We start from the raw sequence: 17295 nt of genomic DNA, 5'->3' as shown, positions 1-17295 counted from the left end.
CCATTACCCCCCTCGGCACTGGGAGCTTCTCGTGAAAAATGACCGTTCCATCGGCGCGCCGGTCTCGCGGCGCTCGTTCCTCCGCGCCGGCGCCACCGCAGGGCTGTTGCTGCCCAGCGCCGGTGGCATGACCCTGCTGCTCAGCGGTTGCGGCGACGACGGCCCCAAGGTCAACGCCGACGGCAGCCTCTCCGGCACCTACATGGCCGCGTCCAGCCTGACGCTGAGCTACGTGGAGACCATGGTCGCCAAGGAGCGCGGCTACTTCGCCGAGTACGGCCTGGACATGGAAATCAAGGGTGGCCAGGGCACCGCCACCGCCATCCAGGCGGTGCTCGGTGGCTCGGCCGACCTGACCCGGGCCAACGGCATCAACGCGGTCATCGCGGTGGCCAACGAGCAGGCGCCGCTGGTCAGCATCGCCAGCCTGCGGCAGAAGTCGCAGTTCGAGGTCGTCTCCATGCCGGACAAGGCGATCCGCAACCCGGCCCAGCTGGCCGGGCGCACCTGCGGCATCGTCTCCACCGGTGGCGCCACCGAGAACCTGCTCGACGTCATGCTGATCAACGCCGGGGTGGACCCCAAGACGGTGAAGCGTCCGGTCACCGGTGTCGGCACGGCCGCGTACGAGCTGGCCCGCAAGGGCGAGATCGACGCCTGGGTCTGCGTCAACACCGACCGGGCCACCATCCAGAAGGACATCGGCGAGGTCGCCTTCTTCAGCACCGACGAGTTCGCCCCGATGCCGTCGGACTCGTACAACACCAGCCTGAAGATGATCGAGTCGGACAGCGACATGCCGGTGAAGTTCCTCGCCGGTGTACTCAAGGCCATCGAGTACGCCAGCAAGGAGGAGAACTGGGACCAGGTCATCGCCGACCTGCGTAAGTACAACCCGGAGGCCAACCCGGAGCAGGCCCGCGCCGAGCTGCCCCTGCTGGTGGAGAGCTGGCTGGCCGCCGGCCCGGACAAGGCCCTGCAGATGAACGAGCAGACCTGGCTGTCCGGCCAGGAGAGCCTGATCAAGGCCGGTCTGGTCAAGTCCGCGGCCCCCATCGAGAAGCTGATCTACAAGGACTACCTCGATCGGGCGAGGAACCTGTGACCGGCGGCCCGGCCGCCGCCAGCGCCGCAGCCGCGGTGCTGGCGGCGGCTTCGGCCAGCGGTGTTCAGCGGCTGTGGTTCAACAGCGGCTCCGAGTTGACCTCCTTCCAGGAGGCCAACGCCCAGGCCCGCCACCAGGGGGAGCCGACCCCGGAGCTCATCACCTGCCCGCACGAGCATGTAGCGCTGACCGCCGCGATGGGCGAGACCATGGTCTCCGGCCGACCGGCCATGACCGTGGCCCACGCCGACCTGGGGCTGCTGCACCACGGCGGCGCCATCCACAACGCGATGTGGGGCGACCACCCCATCATGATCATGTCGGGTTATCCGCCCACCCGGGCGGAGTCCCGCACCTCACCGGTGTTCTGGAAGCAGCAACGCTGGGACCAGGGCTCGATCGTTCGGCAGTACGTCAAGTGGGACTACAAGCTGTCCCCCCTGGACGACGCCGGCCTGGTGGTGGCGCGCGGCCTGCAGGTCGCGCTGGCACCCCGGCGCGGCCCCGTCTACCTGGCGATGCCGGAGGAGGTGGGCCGGTACCCGCAGGCCGGTGACCGACCCGTTCCCAGCGCCCAGATGCTCGGCATCCCGGTCCTCGGACCGGGTGACCCCGGGGTGGTCAGCGAGGTGGCCCGCCGCCTGACGACCGCCCGGCGGCCGGTCATCGTCACCGACCGGGTGGGGGTGAACCCGCAGGCCGTGGCCCTGCTGGCCGAACTGGCCGACACCCTCGGTGTGCAGGTCCGCGCCTCCCGGTACCGGATGAACCTGCCGGACGACAGCCGGTGGCACTGCGCCGATCCGCTGGACCAGTTCGACGTCATCATCGTGCTGGACCACCCGGTGCCGTGGATGCCCGCGCTGGAGAAGCCGCGCGACGACGCCTGGATCGGCTGGGTGGGCCCCGACCCGATCGAGAGCCGGGTCCCGCTCTACGAACTGCGCGCCGACGCCCGTACCACGGCCGATCCGGCGGCCTTCCTGGCCGCGGTGCTGGCCGAGGTGGGCTCGGCCGGACCGGGTGACGCCGACGCCGTACGCCGGCGCCGGGACGCCGCCCCGGCCGGTCGCCGCACCGACGATCCGGCACCCGCCACCGGGGTACCCACCCCGGCCCTGATCGCCGCGGCCCTGGACCGGCACCTGCGCCCGGACGACCTGCTGACCTGGGAGGTGTTCGACACCACCAGGATCCGCCGCACCCGACCGGGCACCCTGTTCGAGAAGGGCGGGTCCAGCCTCGGCTGGGCGGTGGCGGCGGCGACCGGCGCCAGCATCGCCGCCGGGGGCGCCCACGCGGTGGCGGTCACCGGGGACGGTTCGTACCTGTTCGGTTCCCCGGACTCCTGCCTGTGGCTGCAGCAGCAGTGCGACGCCCCGGTGGTCACCGTGGTGGTCAACAACGGCGGGTACCGCACCGGCACCACCACCCTGGCCGCCCACTACCCGGACGGCCTGGCGGTCAACGAACCCACCGTGCGGGGCGGTCACCTCACCCCCTCGCCGGACTTCGCGGCGCACGCCCGATCCCAGGGCTGCTACGGGGAACGGGTGGTCGCCGCGGCCGACCTGGCCGCCGCCCTGGACCGGGCCCGTACCGCCGTGCAGCGGGACCGGGTGCCGGCCGTGCTGGACGTCTGGGTGCCTGAACATCTCACCGGGTCGATGGACCCGCGACGCCGGGCGCGTACCCCGGCCGAGGAAGGAAACACCGATGGCTGAAGTCGTCTCGCCTATCGACGCCCAGGTCCTGGCCAGCGTCGCTCCCACCTCCCCGGGGCAGGTGGACGCCGCCGTCCGGGCGGCGCGCGCCGCTCAGCCCGCCTGGGCCCGGCGCACCGGCAGTGACCGGGCCCGGGTGCTGCACCGGATCGCCGACCTCATCGAGGCCCAGATCGACGACCTGGCCGCGACCGAGACCCGCAACACCGGCAAGATCCTCAGCGACACCCGGCGTGAGGTGCGCCGGGCGGCCGGCAGCTTCCGCTACTACGCCGGCTGGGCGGAGCAGGTACGCGGTGAGACCATCCCGGTCGGGCCGGAGTACCACACCTACACGGTGCCGGAGCCGCACGGCGTGGTCGCCGGGGTCATCCCGTGGAACGTGCCGTTCTTCTTCGCCGCCAAGAAGATCGCCCCGGCGCTGGCCTTCGGCAACGCCTGCCTGCTCAAGCCGGCCGAGGAGACCCCCCTGACCGCCCTGGCGCTGGGTGGGCTGCTGGTCGAGGCGGGCATCCCGGAGGGGCTGGTGCAGGTGCTGCCGGGCGGCCGGGAGACCGGCGCGGCCCTGGTGTCGCATCCGGACGTGGACCTGATCGTGTTCACCGGGCACCACGACACCGGCAAGGCGATCGCCCGCGCGGCGGCGGACAACCTGACCCCGATCGCGTTGGAGTTGGGCGGCAAGTCGCCGCAGGTCATCTTCCCCGACGCCGACCTGGACCGGGCGGTCGAGGCCGTGGTGCTGGGGGTATTCGCCTCCTGCGGCCAGATGTGCATCGCCGGTTCCCGGCTGGTGCTGCACGAGTCCATCTACGACGAGGTCCTCGACCGGGTGGCCGCCCGGGTGCGGACCCTGCGGGTGGGTGACCCCTTCGACGCCCAGACCGACCTGGGTCCGCAGATCACCGCGGCGCAGCGGGACAAGACGGCCGCCTTCATCGCCGAGACCCGTTCGGCCGGCCGGATGGTGGCCCAGGCCGCCCTGCCGGAGGATGAGCGGCTGCGCAACGGCTTCTTCGTGCCGCCGACGGTCTTCGACCGGCTCGACGAGGGCGCCCGGGTGCTGCGCGAGGAGGTCTTCGGGCCGGTGCTGGCGGTGTCGTCGTTCCGCGACGACGCCGAGGCCCTGCGGTTGGCCGACGACACCCAGTTCGGTCTGGCCGCCGGGGTGTGGACCGCCGACATCGCCCGGGCCCACCGGTTCGCCGGGCAGGTCCGCGCCGGCACGGTGTGGATCAACACCTACCGGGTGCTGTCGGACCTGGTGCCCTTCGGTGGCATCGGCCTGTCCGGCTACGGCCGGGAAAACGGCACCGAGGCGGCCCGGCTCTACCTGCGCCCGAAGTCCGTGTGGACCTCCCTGGCCAGCGGCATCCCCCAGGGGTACGGCATGGGAGGCGCGGGTGCGGCAGGCTGATCGCCCGGCCGATCCGCCGGCCGACAGGCCAGCCGAAGAAGAGGGACGTGGCGGTCTCGCGTTGCTGCGGGACCGCCGCTTCGGTCCGTACTTCTTCGGGTCACTGGCGTCCAACACCGGTACCTGGTTCCAGAACGTCGCGGCGATCCTGACCATCTTCGCGATGACCCGCTCGGCGTTCATGGTGGGTCTGGTGACCGCCCTGCAGTTCGCCATGCAGCTGGTCCTCGCCCCGGTGATCGGGGCGGTGGCCGACCGCGCCGACCGGCGGGTGCTGATCATCGTAGGGCAGACCCTGGGTGGTGGCGCCGCCGCGGTACTGGCGTTGCTGGCCTTCCTGGACGCCCTGAACCCGTGGCTGCTGCTGACCTTCGTCGGACTGTCCGGGGTGGGGCAGGCGGTCACCGGCCCGGCCGCGCAGGCGCTGGTACCCAACATCGTCGGTCGTGCGGACGTACCCCAGGCCATCGCCCTGCACTCGTTGACCTTCAACCTGTCCCGGGCCATCGGTCCGGTGGCCGGAGCGGCCACCTACGCGCTGGCCGGGGCCGGTACGGCGTTCGCCGTCAACGCCGCCAGTTTCCTGGTGTTCGCCGCGGCGTTGAGTCGCGTACGGCTGCCCCGGCCCGCCGCGGGCGCCCGTCCGCGGGGCCGGTTGGGGGTCCTGGGCGGTCTGACCTATGTGCGGGGCCGTCCCGAACTGCTGCGCTGCCTGGTGGCGGTGGCCCTGATCGGGTTGGCGATGGAGCCGATCAACACCCTGTCGCCCCTGTTCGCCGAGGGGTTCGGTGGCGGGGAGCTGCTGGTCGGTGTCTTCATCACCTTCTTCGGCATCGGTTCGGCGTTGATCGCCGGCTGGGTCGGGCGGCTGCGCCGCACGATGGGAAGTGGCCGCACCGGGGCCGTGGGGGTGTTCGCCCTGGGCGCCGGGATGGTGCTGCTGGCGGTCAGTCCCGGCCCGGTGATGGCCACGGCCGGCATCGCCCTCGGCGGAGCCGGCTATCTGCTGGCCGTCAGCGATGTCAACGCCACCATGCAGCACGGCCTGGCCGACGAGGTACGCGGTCGGGTGATGGCCCTGTGGTCGATGTGCTTCCTCGGCATCCGGCCGGGGGCGGCGATGCTGCACGGCTGGCTGGGGGACACCTTCTCGGCCCGTACCGGGGCGTTCGTCGCCGCCGTGGCGGCGATCGCGGCCGCGGTGGTGCTGCGGCCCCGGCTGACCAGGCATCCGCCGAGGTGAGGGGCTTGTTTGCGTTGACCCCGTACCTGATCACGGACTATTCTGCTGAGCGAAACACCGTTCGCTTCAACCGAACGAAATGGATAGGGGAGGCCCAGTGCACGACGGACCGCTGACCGGACTCCGCGTCATCGACGCCTCGACGATCCTGGCCGGCCCGCTGTGCTGCCAGATCCTCGGTGACTTCGGTGCCGACGTCATCAAAGTCGAACACCCCGTCGCCGGCGACAGCATGCGCGGCCACGGCCACGCCAAGGACGGCGTACCGCTGTGGTGGAAGGAGATCTCCCGCAACAAGCGGACGATCGGCCTGAAGCTGTCCACTCCGGAGGGCGCCGAGCTGCTGCGCCGCCTGGCCACCACCGCCGACGTGCTGGTGGAGAACTTCCGCCCCGGCACCCTGGAACGGTGGGGGATCAGCCCGGAACAGCTCTGGGAGCTCAACCCCGGCCTGGTCATCGTCCGCATCTCCGGCTTCGGCCAGCAGGGCCCCTACGCGCACCGGCCCGGCTTCGGCACCCTCGCCGAGGCGATGAGCGGCTTCGCCCACCTGACCGGCGACGCCGACGGCCCGCCGACCCTGCCGGCGTTCGGCCTGGCCGACAGCATCTGCGGCATCGCCGCCTCCTCGGCCACCATGGTGGCGCTGTGGGCCCGCACCCGCAACGGCGGCAAGGGCCAGATCGTCGACCTGAGCCTCCTGGAGCCGATCATGACGGCGGTCGGACCCGGCCCCACCGTCTACGACCAGCTCGGCGTCATCGGCCACCGGCACGGCAACCGGTCCACCAACAACTCCCCCCGCAACACCTACCGCACCAAGGACGGCGACTGGGTGGCGGTGTCCACCAGCGCCCAGACCATCGCCGAACGGGTACTGCGGCTCGTCGGGCACCCCGAGGTCATCGACGAACCCTGGTTCGCCTCCGGACGTGAGCGGGCCGCCCGCGCCGATCTGCTCGACGAGTACGTGGGCGGCTGGATCGCCGAACGGACCCGCGACGAGGTCATGCGCGCCTTCGAAGAGGCCGGCGCTGCCGTCGCCCCCGTCTACAACGCCCGCGACATCGTCACCGACGAACACGTCCAGGCCGCCGAGATGCTGGTCAAGGTCCCCGACTCCGACCTCGGTGAGGTCCTGATGCACAACGTCATGTGGCGGATGTCGGAGAACCCCGGCCGGATCCGCTTCACCGGCCGCCCGCTCGGCGCCGACACCGACGACCTCCTCGTCAACGAACTCGGCTGCACCCCCGAGGCCATCGCCGAGCTGCGCGCCCGGCAGATCGTGGCCTGACGGCCGCCCCCACAAGGTAAGGATTGCCGTGACCACTTCGAGCACCACCCTCACCGGCGCCACCGGCGCGACGCGGGCCCTGCTGGCCGCCGTCGACGCCGGAGTGCGGACCTACGACCTGGGTCGCCGGCTGACCATCGGCATGCCACAGTCGCCGAACCACCCGCCGTTCTGGCACGCCCTGCCCCGTCGTCACGGCGACAACGTGCGCGCCGACGGCGGTTCCGCCGCCAACGACATCATCACCATGGGCACCCACGTCGGCACCCACATCGACGCCTTCGCCCACGTCTCCCAGGACGGCCGGCTGGTCGACGGCTCCGACGCCGCCGTCGCCGGCCGCGGCGGACGCTTCGCCGAGCTGGGCGCGCACACCATCGCCCCGATGGTCCGCCGCGGTGTCCTGCTCGACGTCCCGGCCGCCCTGGGTCAGCCCGAGGGCTGCCCGGCCGGCTACGAGATCACCCCCGAGGACCTGGCGGCCACGGCGCAACGGCAGGGCACCCCGATCCGCCCCGGTGACGTGGTGCTGATCCGCAGCGGCTGGGGACGGTTGTTCGACCACGAGGACCGCACCCGCTACGTCGGCCACTCCAGCGGGGTGCCCGGGGTCGGCGAGGCCGGTGCCACCTGGCTGGCCGACGCCGGGATCCACGCCGCCGGCGCCGACACCATCGCCTTCGAGTGCCTGCGACCGGGCGCCGGACACAGCGTCCTGCCCGCCCACCGGGTGCTGCTGGTCGAACGCGGCGTCTACATCATCGAGACGATGGCGCTGGAGGAACTGGCCGCCGACGGCGTCCACGAGTTCCTGTTCATGCTCTCGCCGCTGGCCATCTTCGGCGCCACCGGCTCCCCGGTGCGCCCCCTGGCGGTGATCGCCAATGACTGAGCAGACCCTGGCCCGGCAACTCGCCGCCTTCGCCGCCGCCACCCGCGCCACCGAGCTGCCCGACCGGCTCGCCGCCAGCGTGCGCCAGCGGATCCTCGACATCCTCGGGCTGTGCGTGGCCGCGCACCGGCTGCCCACCAGCCACGCCGCCCTGGACTACGTCGCCGACCTGGGTGGACGCGCCCAGGCCCACGTCGTCGGGTTGCCCGACCGGGTTCCCGCCGCCCAGGCCGCCTTCGGTAACGGGGTGCTGGCCCACTCCCTGGACTACGACGACACCCACCTGCCCTCGGTGCTGCACCCCAGCGCCGCCGTGGTCCCGGCCGCCCTGGCCGCCGCCCAGGCCGCCGGCGCCGACGGCGCCGCCCTGACCAAGGCGGTCGCGGTCGGCATCGAGGTCACCGTACGGCTGGGCATGGCCGGTTTCGACCCGGTCCTGAACAACTCGGTGTTCTTCGAACACGGCCAGCACGCCACCTCCATCTGCGGTGCGATGGGTGGTGCGGTCGCCGCCGGCATGCTGCTCGGACTCGACTCAGACCAGCTCACCGACGTGCTCGGGGTGACCGCCTCGATGGCCGCCGGGCTGATCGAGGCCAACCGCACCGGCGGCACGGTCAAGCGGCTGCACTGCGGCTGGGCCGCGCACAGCGCCGTCACCGCCGCCGACCTGGTCCGCCGCGGCTTCACCGGGCCACCCACCGTGCTGGAGGGCCGGTTCGGTTTCTACACCGCCTTCCTGCGCGGGGAAGCCGACTACGACCAGATCACCGACGGACTCGGCGAACGCTGGTCGGTGCCGGACATCTTCTTCAAGCCGTACCCGGCCAACCACTTCACCCACGCGGGGATCGACGCCGGCCTGGCCCTGCGGGCCCAGGGTGTGCCGCTGGACCGGATCACCGCCATCGAACTGCGGGTACCCGCCGCGGTGATCCGCACCATCGGGGAACCGATCGCCACCAAGCGGACCCCCGAGACCGGCTACCAGGCACAGTTCAGCGGCCCGTACACCGTCGTCGCCGGACTGCTCGGCGGCGGTGGACTCGGTCTCGGCCTGGGCGACTTCACCGACGAGCTGGCCCGTGACCCGCAGCGCCGGGCCCTGATGGCCCTCGTCGAGGTGGTCCCCGACGACGAGTGCGACAAGATCTTCCCGTACCAGTTCCCGGCCATCGTCACCGTACGCACCGACGACGGCCGCACCTGGCGCGAGGAGGTGCTGGCCAACCGCGGCGGCCCGCAGCGACCGCTGTCCGACGCCGAACTGGCCATGAAGTTCCGGGACAACGTCGCCGGACGGCTCTCCCCGGAAACCGCCGACCAGGTGGTCTCCACCGTGCTCGGCCTCAACGAGGTCAACGACGTCAGCGACCTGCTGCGTCCCCTGACCCGCCTGCGTCCCGACGCCGACTGACAACGGCCCCGCTGCCCGCCAACCTCAGGAGCACATCGTGGAACCCTTCGATCTCGTAGTGACAAACGTCAGAGTGGTGCGGCACGACCAGGCCGAGCCGGCGGCGCTGGACATCGGTGTCCGCGACGGCCGGATCGCCGCCCTCGCGCCTAACCTCGACACCACCGGCGCGAAGAGCGTCGTCGACGCCGGCGGCAAGCTCGCCTTCCCGGGGGTCGTCGACGCCCACCAGCACTGGGGCATCTACCACCCCCTCGCCGAGGACGCCGCCACCGAGAGCCGCGCCTGCGCGCAGGGCGGTGTCACCTCCGCGATCAACTACATCCGTACCGGGCAGTACTACCTCAACCGCGGCGGACCGTACCGCGAGTTCTTCCCCGAGGTGCACCGCGCCACCGACCAGAAGTCGTATGTCGACTTCGCCTTCCACGTGGCCCCGATGACCACCGAACACATCGACGAGATCCCCGAGCTGATCCGCGACCACGGCGTCACCTCGTTCAAGATCTTCATGTTCTACGGTGGTCACGGGCTGCACGGCCGCTCGGCCGACCAGAGTTCCTTCCTGATGATCCCGCCGGACGCCCGGTACGACTACGCCCACTTCGAGTTCGTGATGCGCGGGGTGCAGGCCGCCCGGGAGCAGTTCCCCGAGCTGGCCGACGAGATCTCCCTGTCCCTGCACTGCGAGACCGCGGAGATCATGCGGGCGTACACCCGGCTGGTCGAGGAGGACGGCAGCCTCAAGGGACTGGCCGCCTACAGCGCCTCCCGGCCCCCGCACTCCGAGGGCCTGGCGGTCACCATCGCCGCCTACCTGGCCCACGAGACCGGCCTGCCCACCATCAACCTGCTGCACCTGACCTCGGCCAAGGCGGTCGACGCGGCGCTGCGGATGGCCAAGGCCTTCCCGCACGTCGACTTCCGCCGCGAGGTCACCGTCGGTCACCTGCTGGCCGACATCGACACCGCCTACGGCCTCGGCGGCAAGGTCAACCCGCCGCTTCGTCCCCGCGAGGACGTCGAGGCCCTGTGGGGTCACCTGCTCGACGGCACCATCGACTGGGTGGTCAGCGACCACGCCTGCTGCAAGGCCGAGGTCAAGTTCGGTGAGCCGAAGGACGACATCTTCGTCGCCAAGTCCGGCTTCGGTGGCGCGGAGTACCTGCTGCCCGGCCTGATCAGCGAAGGCGTCAAGCGGGGCCTGTCCTACGGTCGGGTCGCCGAGCTGACCTCGTGGGCTCCCGCCCGCCGGTTCGGCCTGGCCACCAAGGGCGCCATCGCCGAAGGGCTGGACGCCGACTTCTGCCTCGTCGATGCGAACCACACCTGGACGGTGCGGGCGCAGGACTCGCTGTCGACCCAGGAGTACACCCCGTTCGAGGGCATGGAGCTGACCGCCAAGGTCACCGACACCTTCCTGCGCGGTGAGCAGATCCTGCGCGCCGGCAACGTGGTCGGCCAGCCCCGCGGCCGCTACCTGGCCCGGCCGACCCGGCCGTGACCGCCCTGGGACCCACCCCGGCCGCCGCCCGCAGCTACCTGTACGTGCCGGCGGACCAGCCGGACAAGCTGGCCCGGGCCGCGGCCCGGGGGGCCGACGCCTGCATCCTCGACCTCGAAGACGCGGTCGCGGCGACGCACAAGGCCGAGGCCCGCAAGGCCCTGGGCGGGTACCTCACCGACCCGGCCCAGGGCCCCCAGTGGTGGGTACGCATCAACGCCGACACCCCGGCCGCCGACATCGCCGCGGTGGCCGGGCCGCACCTGACCGGTGTGGTCGTACCGAAGGCCGACGTCGAGTCGGTGACCGAGGTGCACCGGCTGCTCGGCGAGGCCGAACGGCAGCACGACCTGCCGGCCGGTCACCTGGCGGTGTTCGCCCTGCTGGAGACGGCAGAAGGGGTCCTGCGCGCCGAGGCCGTGGCCGCCGCCCCCCGGGTGGTGCGCCTCGGCCTCGGCGAGGCCGACCTGGCCGCCGAGCTGTGTCTGCAACCCGGCCCGGACAAGATGGAACTGTGGCCGCTGCGTTCCCGGGTCGTGCTGGCCTGCGCGGCGGCCCGGATCGCCCCGCCGGTGGGCCCGACGGAGACCGCCCTGCGGGACCCGGAGCGGCTGGAGGCCACCAGCCGGCTGCTGCTGCGGCAGGGCTACCGCAGTCGCACCGCTATCCATCCCGCCCAGGTACCCGTGGTCAACCGGGTGTTCTCACCGACGCCCGAGGAGGTCGCCGCGGCGCGGGACATCGTCGACCGGCTGACCGCCGCGGAACGCGACGGCTGCGGGGTGGCGGTCTCCGCCGACGGGCGGATGATCGACGCCGCGGTCGCCCGCAGCGCCCGGGAGGTGCTCGGCCGGGCCGTCACGGGCGACTGAAAGCCCAGGCCAGTCGGCCTGTCGGGCGGGTGAACCGGGTACGGTCAGACCCTTGCCGCTAAAACATCATCATGTTTAGCATGTTAAACCTGGTGGTGAAGGGAGACGGCATGAACCTCGCACCCGCCCGACAGCGACCCACCCTGCAACAGCACACCAGCCAGATGTTCACCTGCACGGTGACCCTGGCCAGCTACGGACCACCGGTCACCCCGTTCACCGAGGTCCAACGACGACTCCACGCCCTGGACCGCCGCTTCTCCCGCTTCCGCCCCGACAGCGAACTCAGCGGACTCAACGCCGCCGCCGGGCACTGGCACCCCATCTCCGACCAACTGCACGCCATGCTGCGGCACGCCCTCACCGTCGCCACCGCCAGCACCGGCCTGGTCAACATCGCCGTACTGCCGCAACTGCTCGCCGCCGGCTACCGCCGATCCTGGGCCACCGGCACCCCCGCGACCTCTGCGGTGGCCGACCCGGTCGCGGCCGTGCCGCCCCTGGCCGACATCCTGGAACTCCGCGGCCACACCGCCCGCCTGGCCCCCGGCCACAGCCTCGACATCGGCGCCCTCGCCAAAGGCGCCTGGGCCGACGACATCGTCACCTGGCTAGGCCCCAACTCAGCAGCCAGCATCGGGGGAGACGTGGCCTGCCGCGGACCCGGCCCCGACGGCGACGGCTGGCCCGTCGAACTACCCCACGGCGAAACCCTGCACGTGCGCGACGGCGGCGTCGCCACCAGCGGCACCGGCAAACGCCGCTGGGGCACCGACGCCCACCACCTGATCGACCCCCGCACCGGACGCCCCGCCACCTCCGACATCACCCAGGTCACCGTCCACGCCACCACCGGCGCCACCGCCGACTGGGTCGCCTCCGCAGTGGTCATCGGCGGCCGACCGACAGCCCAACACCTCACCCACCGAGCCGACGTACACCACCTCTGGCTCAACCAGACCGGAGCCCCCCGATGACCCACCACACCGGCCCCGACCGCCTCGTCGAAACCGCCCGCTTCCGGGCCGCCTTCCGGCAGGTACCCGCACCGGTGGCGATCATCCTCGTCCCCGGCGGCCCCGCCGGAATCACCGGCCTCACCTGCACCTCCGCCACCTCACTGTCCGGCACACCCCCCATGGCCATGGTCGCCATCGACCGGAAAACCGGCCTGGCCCCCCTGGCCGAACAAGCCGGCCGGTTCAGCATCAACTACCTCGCCGCCGACCGCGCCGCCTGGGCACAGGCCTTCGCCACCCGCGGCCGCCACCTCGACGAACTCGCCGCCGCCGTGGTCGCCGGACACACCACAGTGCCCACCCTCGCCACCGGCACCACCGCCGTACTCGAATGCCGCACCACCACCGTCCACCCCGGCGGAGACCACCTGATCCTCTGCGGCGAAGTCCTGCACGCCCGCGCCCAGACCGACGCCCCACCCCTGCTCTACCTCGACGGCCGCTACGGCACCTTCCAACCCACCCCCCACTGACCGCACCCGGAGACCGCACCATGACCCCACCACGCCCACACACCATCAACGCCGGCGGATTCACCACCCGCTACTGGGAAGCCACCCCACCCGGACAACCACGAGGCACCGTCGTCCTCATCCACGACGGCGCCTTCGGCGGCGACGCCATCGGCAGCTGGTCTGAGGTCATGCCCCTGCTAGCCCAGCACTACCGGGTCCTCGCACCCGACCTGCTCGGCTACGGCGACACCGACAAAGTCATCTACCTCGACCGCTCCCCATACTCCTTCCGCACCACCCACCTCGCCGCCTTCTGCAAAGCCCTCGACGTCGACGCCGCACACTTCGCCGGCCAGTCCTTCGGCGGCTCCCTGCTGCTACGCGCCCTGGCCACCCCCAACCCCGAACTACCCGCCCTGTCCGGGGTCAGCATCTGCGGCACCGGCGGCCCCTGGCGCACCACCAAAGGCCTCACCGAACTCGGCAACTTCGACGGCACCGAAGACGACATGCGCCGCCTGGTCAGCCTCATGACCGACGACCACCCCGGCTTCGAGGACACCGTCGCCCTGCGCTACGCCAACACCCGCAAACCCGGCCACGTCACCGCCTGCCTGGCCCCCCGGCTGCGCCACCCCAACCTCCCCAAGCCGGAAAACCGCGACAACTGGCCCACCCCACTGCGCGACAGCCCCGTCCCCGTACTCGTCGTCGAAGCCACCCGCGACGACCTGCTCGAACCCGACTGGGGCCACCACTTCGAAAACCTGGCACCCCAGATCCACGTCCACCGCATGGACGCCCGCCACGCACCCAACCTCGACCAACCCGAAGCCGTCGCCGACCTGCTGCTGACCTTCTTCGACCAGGGGAGCACACCATGAGCACCCTGCTGTTCCTCCACGACGCCGACGTACTCCCCGGCCCCGTCGGCGCCCTCAGCCGACTCGCCGACGACCACACCGTCGTCATACCCCGCCACCCCGGCTTCGGCACCCCCCTGGACACCACCGCCGAAGACTGGGACAGCGTCGCCGACCTGGCCCAACACCACCTCACCGACACCCTCGCCAACCTGCCACCCGGCCCCGTACACCTGGCCGGCGCCGGCTTCGGCGGCTGGATCGCCCTGGAGATGGCGGTACGCGCACCCCACCGCTTCACCTCACTGCTGCTCATCTCCCCGTACGGCGTCAAACTCTCCGGCCCCACCGAACCCGACTTCGCCGACATCCTCCTGCTCGACCCCACCGAAATCGTCGAACTCGGCTGGGCCGACCCCACCGCCTGCCACGACCTGCGGATGCCCGGCTTCCCCACCGGCCTGACCGACAGCGAATACGAACGAGCCTTCACCGACCGGGCCGCCCTGTCCCGCTACGCCTGGAAACCCTTCCTGCACGACCCACGTCTACGCCGCTGGCTGCACCTGGCCACCATGCCCACCCTGGTCCTCGCCGGCAGCCACAACCGACTCGTACCACCCCGCCACAGCGCCGCCCTGGCCGACCTGCTGCCCGCAGCCCACTTCGTCGAAATCCCCGACGCCGGCCACTACCCGTACCTGGAACGTCCCGACGAGTTCCACCGGATCGTCCGGTCCTTCCTGAACGGAGAGACCCCGTGAGGCTCTACCACTTCACCGAGATGCCCTACCCCAACGTCCCACCCGAGGCGGAAGAGGCCAACCGGGGACTCAAGTACTTCATGCCCAACCAGTACTACGACCCCAAACTCGGCCACCAGCTCTACCAGCGCTACCTCGACGAGTACGAACTCGCCGACGAACTCGGCTTCGACCTCATGGTCAACGAACACCACCAGTCCGCCTCCACCCTCCAGGTGTCCGCCACCCTCAGCGCCGCCTCCGTACTGCACCGCACCCGACGCGGCCGCGTCCTCGTCCTGGGCACCCCACTACCGCACCGGGAAAGCCCCATCCGCGTCGCCGAGGAGATCGCCTACCTAGACTCCGTCAGCGGCGGACGCATCGACTGCGGCTTCGTCCGCGGCGTCCAAGGCGAAACCTTCCCCTCCAACCAGAACCCCGTCCACAACCTGGACATGTTCATCGAAGCCCACGACCTCATCAAGAAGGCGTGGACCCACGGCGACGTCTTCTCCTGGGAAGGCCGGCACTACCACTACCGCTACGTCAGCGTCTGGCCCCGCCCCTACCAGCAACCCCACCCGCCGATCTGGATCAGCGGCACCTCCACCCGCCTGGTCGAATGGACCGCCCGACACGGCTACACCCTGTGCAACCTGCTCGGCACCTACGAGGACACCGCAACCTCATTCCGGCTCTACCGCCGCACCGCCGTCGCCGACGGCCAACCCGAACCCGGCCCGGACCGCTTCGCCTACATGGCCCTGTGCCACGTGGCCCCCACCGAAGCCAAGGCCCGCGAGATCGGCCGCAAACTGATGTACTACCTCAAGCCCGGCAAACTCCGCCAAGGCGCCGCCAGCCCACCCGGCTACTTCCCACCCGCCGCCGCAGTCGCCGCACTGCGCGGCCGCCTCGGCGCCGTCCGCCGAATGAGCTACGAAGACCTCATCGACGCCGGCATCCTCCTCGTCGGCACCCCCGACCAGGTCACCGCACAAATCCACCGACTCTACAAAGAGACCGGCGCCGGACACCTCATCCTGATGAACCACGCCGGCGACATGACCAGCAACGAGGTACGCGACCACCTCACCCTGTTCTCCCGCGAGGTCATGCCCGAGGTCTCCACCATCGGCGACGACTGGCGCGACCAGGACACCACCTGGCGCGTCGACCAGGACACCACACCCGTACGCCCCGTACTCTCCAGCGCACTGTCCTGACCCGACCTCACCACCAGCCGACCACCTCGTCGTGCAACCCCGCATAGTCACGGTCGAGGTGGTCGGCCAGGGCCAGCATGTGCTCCCGCATCAACCGCTCCGCCAACGCCCCGTCCCCATCCACGATCGCCGCGGCCACCGCCTGATGCTCACGCCGCACATCCTCCCACCGCTCCGGACGACGCTCCGCCGCCACCACCCGCTCGGTGTAGATCTCCTTCAACCCCCGACCGAACAGATCCAGCACCCCGTTGCCCGACAACCCCGCCACCACACCGTGGAACCGCTGCATGACCGCCAGATAACTGGCCTCGTCACGCTCCTCCAAGGTGCTGTGCTCCCGCATCGACTCGGCCAACTCCCGCAACCGCGCCGCATCCCGACGCTCCGCCGCCAACCGAGCCATCAACGGCTCCATGACCACCCGGGCCTCGACCAGCTCACCGAACCGGGTCCGCCCCATCTGCAGAAACAACGCCATCGTCCGACCGAAGGTGTGCGGATCCACCGCCCCGACGATCGGCCCACCACCACGACCCGGCCGCACCCGCAGCAGACCGTTGTGCTCCAGAATCCGCAACGCCTCACGCAACGTGCCCCGACTGACCCCGTACGCCTGCAACATCTGCGCCTCGGTCGGCAACGCCGCACCGGGGGAGAGCCCCTGCTCGACGATGTCCTCCAGGATCTGCCGAGCCACCAGCTCGCCCATCTTCGCCGCACGCTGACGAAACCGCGGAGTCGGCTGGGTCTCGGACATGACCCGAGTCTACGGGTGCCACGATCTTCGCCCCCGCGCCCTCAAAGCCAGCTCACCCCACCCGAACCCGGCAGGCGAGGGGAGTGGTGAACAACCCCCACCCATCGACGACATTGCCTGTCCCACACCACGGATGCCACAGTGTGGCGGCGAAACCGACAGCCGGACCGAACAGGTGGGAGCGATGGGCACCATTCACCACGAAGCGAAACTCACGGTGCCAGCCGACGTGGCCTGGGACTTCCTGGACCGCTACACCCGCGCCGAGGTCCACATCTTCTCCGCCTGCGTCAGCGAACGCCGCAAGGGCGACCACCGGGTCGTCACCCTCATCGACGGCACCGAACTCTGGGAACGCAACGTCACCGTCGACCCGACCCGCAGACGAGCCGTCTACGCGATACCCGGCTTCCCCGGAGCAGAGCACCACCAGGCCGAAATGCGGATACTCACCGACGACGAAGGCACCGCGACCCTGCTCTGGACCACCGACATCCTGCCGCACGAACTGGCCACCCACCTCAGCGACACCTACGCGGTCATGTTCAGCGAACTACTCGCGGCGGTCAACGACCACCGCACATGACTCAATCCGGCGGCATCGGCGGTACCCCACTCGCATCGACCGTCCGACGCCGTCACCCGGTACCGACCGCCGTCCAACGGCTCAACCCAGGGACAATCATCGCGGTACGGGGAGCCGGCCGTTCTCCTGAAGCTCAACAGCAACTCGCCGCCACCGCTCAACCTGCCCC

General features: G+C 71.0%; 16 protein-coding genes. 15 read left to right on the top strand and 1 reads right to left on the bottom strand.

Annotated features, from left to right (window positions below; translation table 11 throughout):
• Nucleotides 1–31: 31 nt before the first annotated feature.
• The 14 genes from OIE53_RS07935 (at nt 32) to OIE53_RS07870 (ending at nt 15780) form a co-directional block, all read left to right on the top strand.
• A complete protein-coding gene (locus OIE53_RS07935) occupies nt 32–1105 on the top strand; it encodes an ABC transporter substrate-binding protein (RefSeq protein WP_327025930.1) in 1074 nt (357 codons plus the stop codon).
• Nucleotides 1102–2829 carry a thiamine pyrophosphate-dependent enzyme gene (locus OIE53_RS07930; RefSeq protein WP_327025929.1) on the top strand — a complete coding sequence of 576 codons (1728 nt, stop codon included), beginning with the start codon at nt 1102–1104 and terminating at the stop codon, nt 2827–2829. The genes OIE53_RS07935 and OIE53_RS07930 overlap by 4 nt, the downstream gene beginning before the upstream one ends.
• Nucleotides 2822–4246 (top strand): aldehyde dehydrogenase family protein, encoded by a 1425-nt coding sequence (locus OIE53_RS07925; protein WP_327025928.1) that lies wholly within the window; start codon nt 2822–2824, stop codon nt 4244–4246. Before OIE53_RS07930 ends, OIE53_RS07925 begins: the two co-directional genes overlap by 8 nt.
• Complete coding sequence (locus tag OIE53_RS07920) at nt 4233–5489, top strand: MFS transporter (RefSeq protein WP_327025927.1); 1257 nt, start codon at nt 4233–4235, stop codon at nt 5487–5489. The genes OIE53_RS07925 and OIE53_RS07920 overlap by 14 nt, the downstream gene beginning before the upstream one ends.
• A 97-nt stretch (nt 5490–5586) precedes the next feature.
• The gene (locus OIE53_RS07915; RefSeq protein WP_327025926.1) at nt 5587–6786 is read left to right on the top strand and encodes a CaiB/BaiF CoA transferase family protein; all 1200 of its coding nucleotides are present in this window, start codon (nt 5587–5589) and stop codon (nt 6784–6786) included.
• A 28-nt stretch (nt 6787–6814) separates the two neighbouring features.
• On the top strand, nt 6815–7678 hold the full coding sequence (locus OIE53_RS07910) for a cyclase family protein (RefSeq protein ID WP_327025925.1): 864 nt from the start codon (nt 6815–6817) through the stop codon (nt 7676–7678).
• Entirely contained in the window at nt 7671–9095 is a 1425-nt protein-coding gene (locus OIE53_RS07905; RefSeq protein ID WP_327025924.1) for an MmgE/PrpD family protein, read from the top strand. Before OIE53_RS07910 ends, OIE53_RS07905 begins: the two co-directional genes overlap by 8 nt.
• Nucleotides 9096–9153: 58 nt before the next feature.
• Nucleotides 9154–10599 (top strand): dihydroorotase, encoded by a 1446-nt coding sequence (locus OIE53_RS07900; protein ID WP_327025923.1) that lies wholly within the window; start codon nt 9154–9156, stop codon nt 10597–10599.
• The gene (locus OIE53_RS07895) at nt 10596–11471 is read left to right on the top strand and encodes an HpcH/HpaI aldolase/citrate lyase family protein (protein ID WP_327025922.1); all 876 of its coding nucleotides are present in this window, start codon (nt 10596–10598) and stop codon (nt 11469–11471) included. Before OIE53_RS07900 ends, OIE53_RS07895 begins: the two co-directional genes overlap by 4 nt.
• A gap of 110 nt (nt 11472–11581) precedes the next feature.
• Nucleotides 11582–12448: an FAD:protein FMN transferase gene (locus OIE53_RS07890; RefSeq protein WP_327025921.1), complete on the top strand. Its 867-nt coding sequence runs from the start codon at nt 11582–11584 to the stop codon at nt 12446–12448.
• A complete protein-coding gene (locus OIE53_RS07885) occupies nt 12445–12963 on the top strand; it encodes a flavin reductase family protein (protein WP_327025920.1) in 519 nt (172 codons plus the stop codon). The genes OIE53_RS07890 and OIE53_RS07885 overlap by 4 nt, the downstream gene beginning before the upstream one ends.
• A 20-nt stretch (nt 12964–12983) precedes the next feature.
• Nucleotides 12984–13829, top strand: coding sequence for an alpha/beta fold hydrolase (locus OIE53_RS07880; RefSeq protein ID WP_327025919.1), 846 nt, complete (start codon nt 12984–12986; stop codon nt 13827–13829).
• Complete coding sequence (locus OIE53_RS07875; RefSeq protein ID WP_327025918.1) at nt 13826–14572, top strand: alpha/beta fold hydrolase; 747 nt, start codon at nt 13826–13828, stop codon at nt 14570–14572. Before OIE53_RS07880 ends, OIE53_RS07875 begins: the two co-directional genes overlap by 4 nt.
• The gene (locus OIE53_RS07870; RefSeq protein ID WP_327025917.1) at nt 14569–15780 is read left to right on the top strand and encodes an LLM class flavin-dependent oxidoreductase; all 1212 of its coding nucleotides are present in this window, start codon (nt 14569–14571) and stop codon (nt 15778–15780) included. The genes OIE53_RS07875 and OIE53_RS07870 overlap by 4 nt, the downstream gene beginning before the upstream one ends.
• Before the next feature lie 7 nt (nt 15781–15787).
• On the opposite strand, the gene OIE53_RS07865 is transcribed toward OIE53_RS07870, so the two are convergent.
• On the bottom strand, nt 15788–16540 hold the full coding sequence (locus OIE53_RS07865) for a FadR/GntR family transcriptional regulator (protein ID WP_327025916.1): 753 nt from the start codon (nt 16538–16540) through the stop codon (nt 15788–15790).
• Nucleotides 16541–16724: 184 nt separating this feature from the next.
• Here OIE53_RS07865 and OIE53_RS07860 point away from each other — a divergent pair, with 184 nt between their 5' ends.
• Nucleotides 16725–17126 (top strand): hypothetical protein, encoded by a 402-nt coding sequence (locus OIE53_RS07860; RefSeq protein ID WP_327025915.1) that lies wholly within the window; start codon nt 16725–16727, stop codon nt 17124–17126.
• Nucleotides 17127–17295: the final 169 nt, after the last annotated feature.

This window comes from Micromonospora sp. NBC_01739, from assembly GCF_035920385.1.
Classification (GTDB): Bacteria; Actinomycetota; Actinomycetes; order Mycobacteriales; family Micromonosporaceae; genus Micromonospora.
This window is presented reverse-complemented; position numbering and strand designations above follow the sequence as displayed.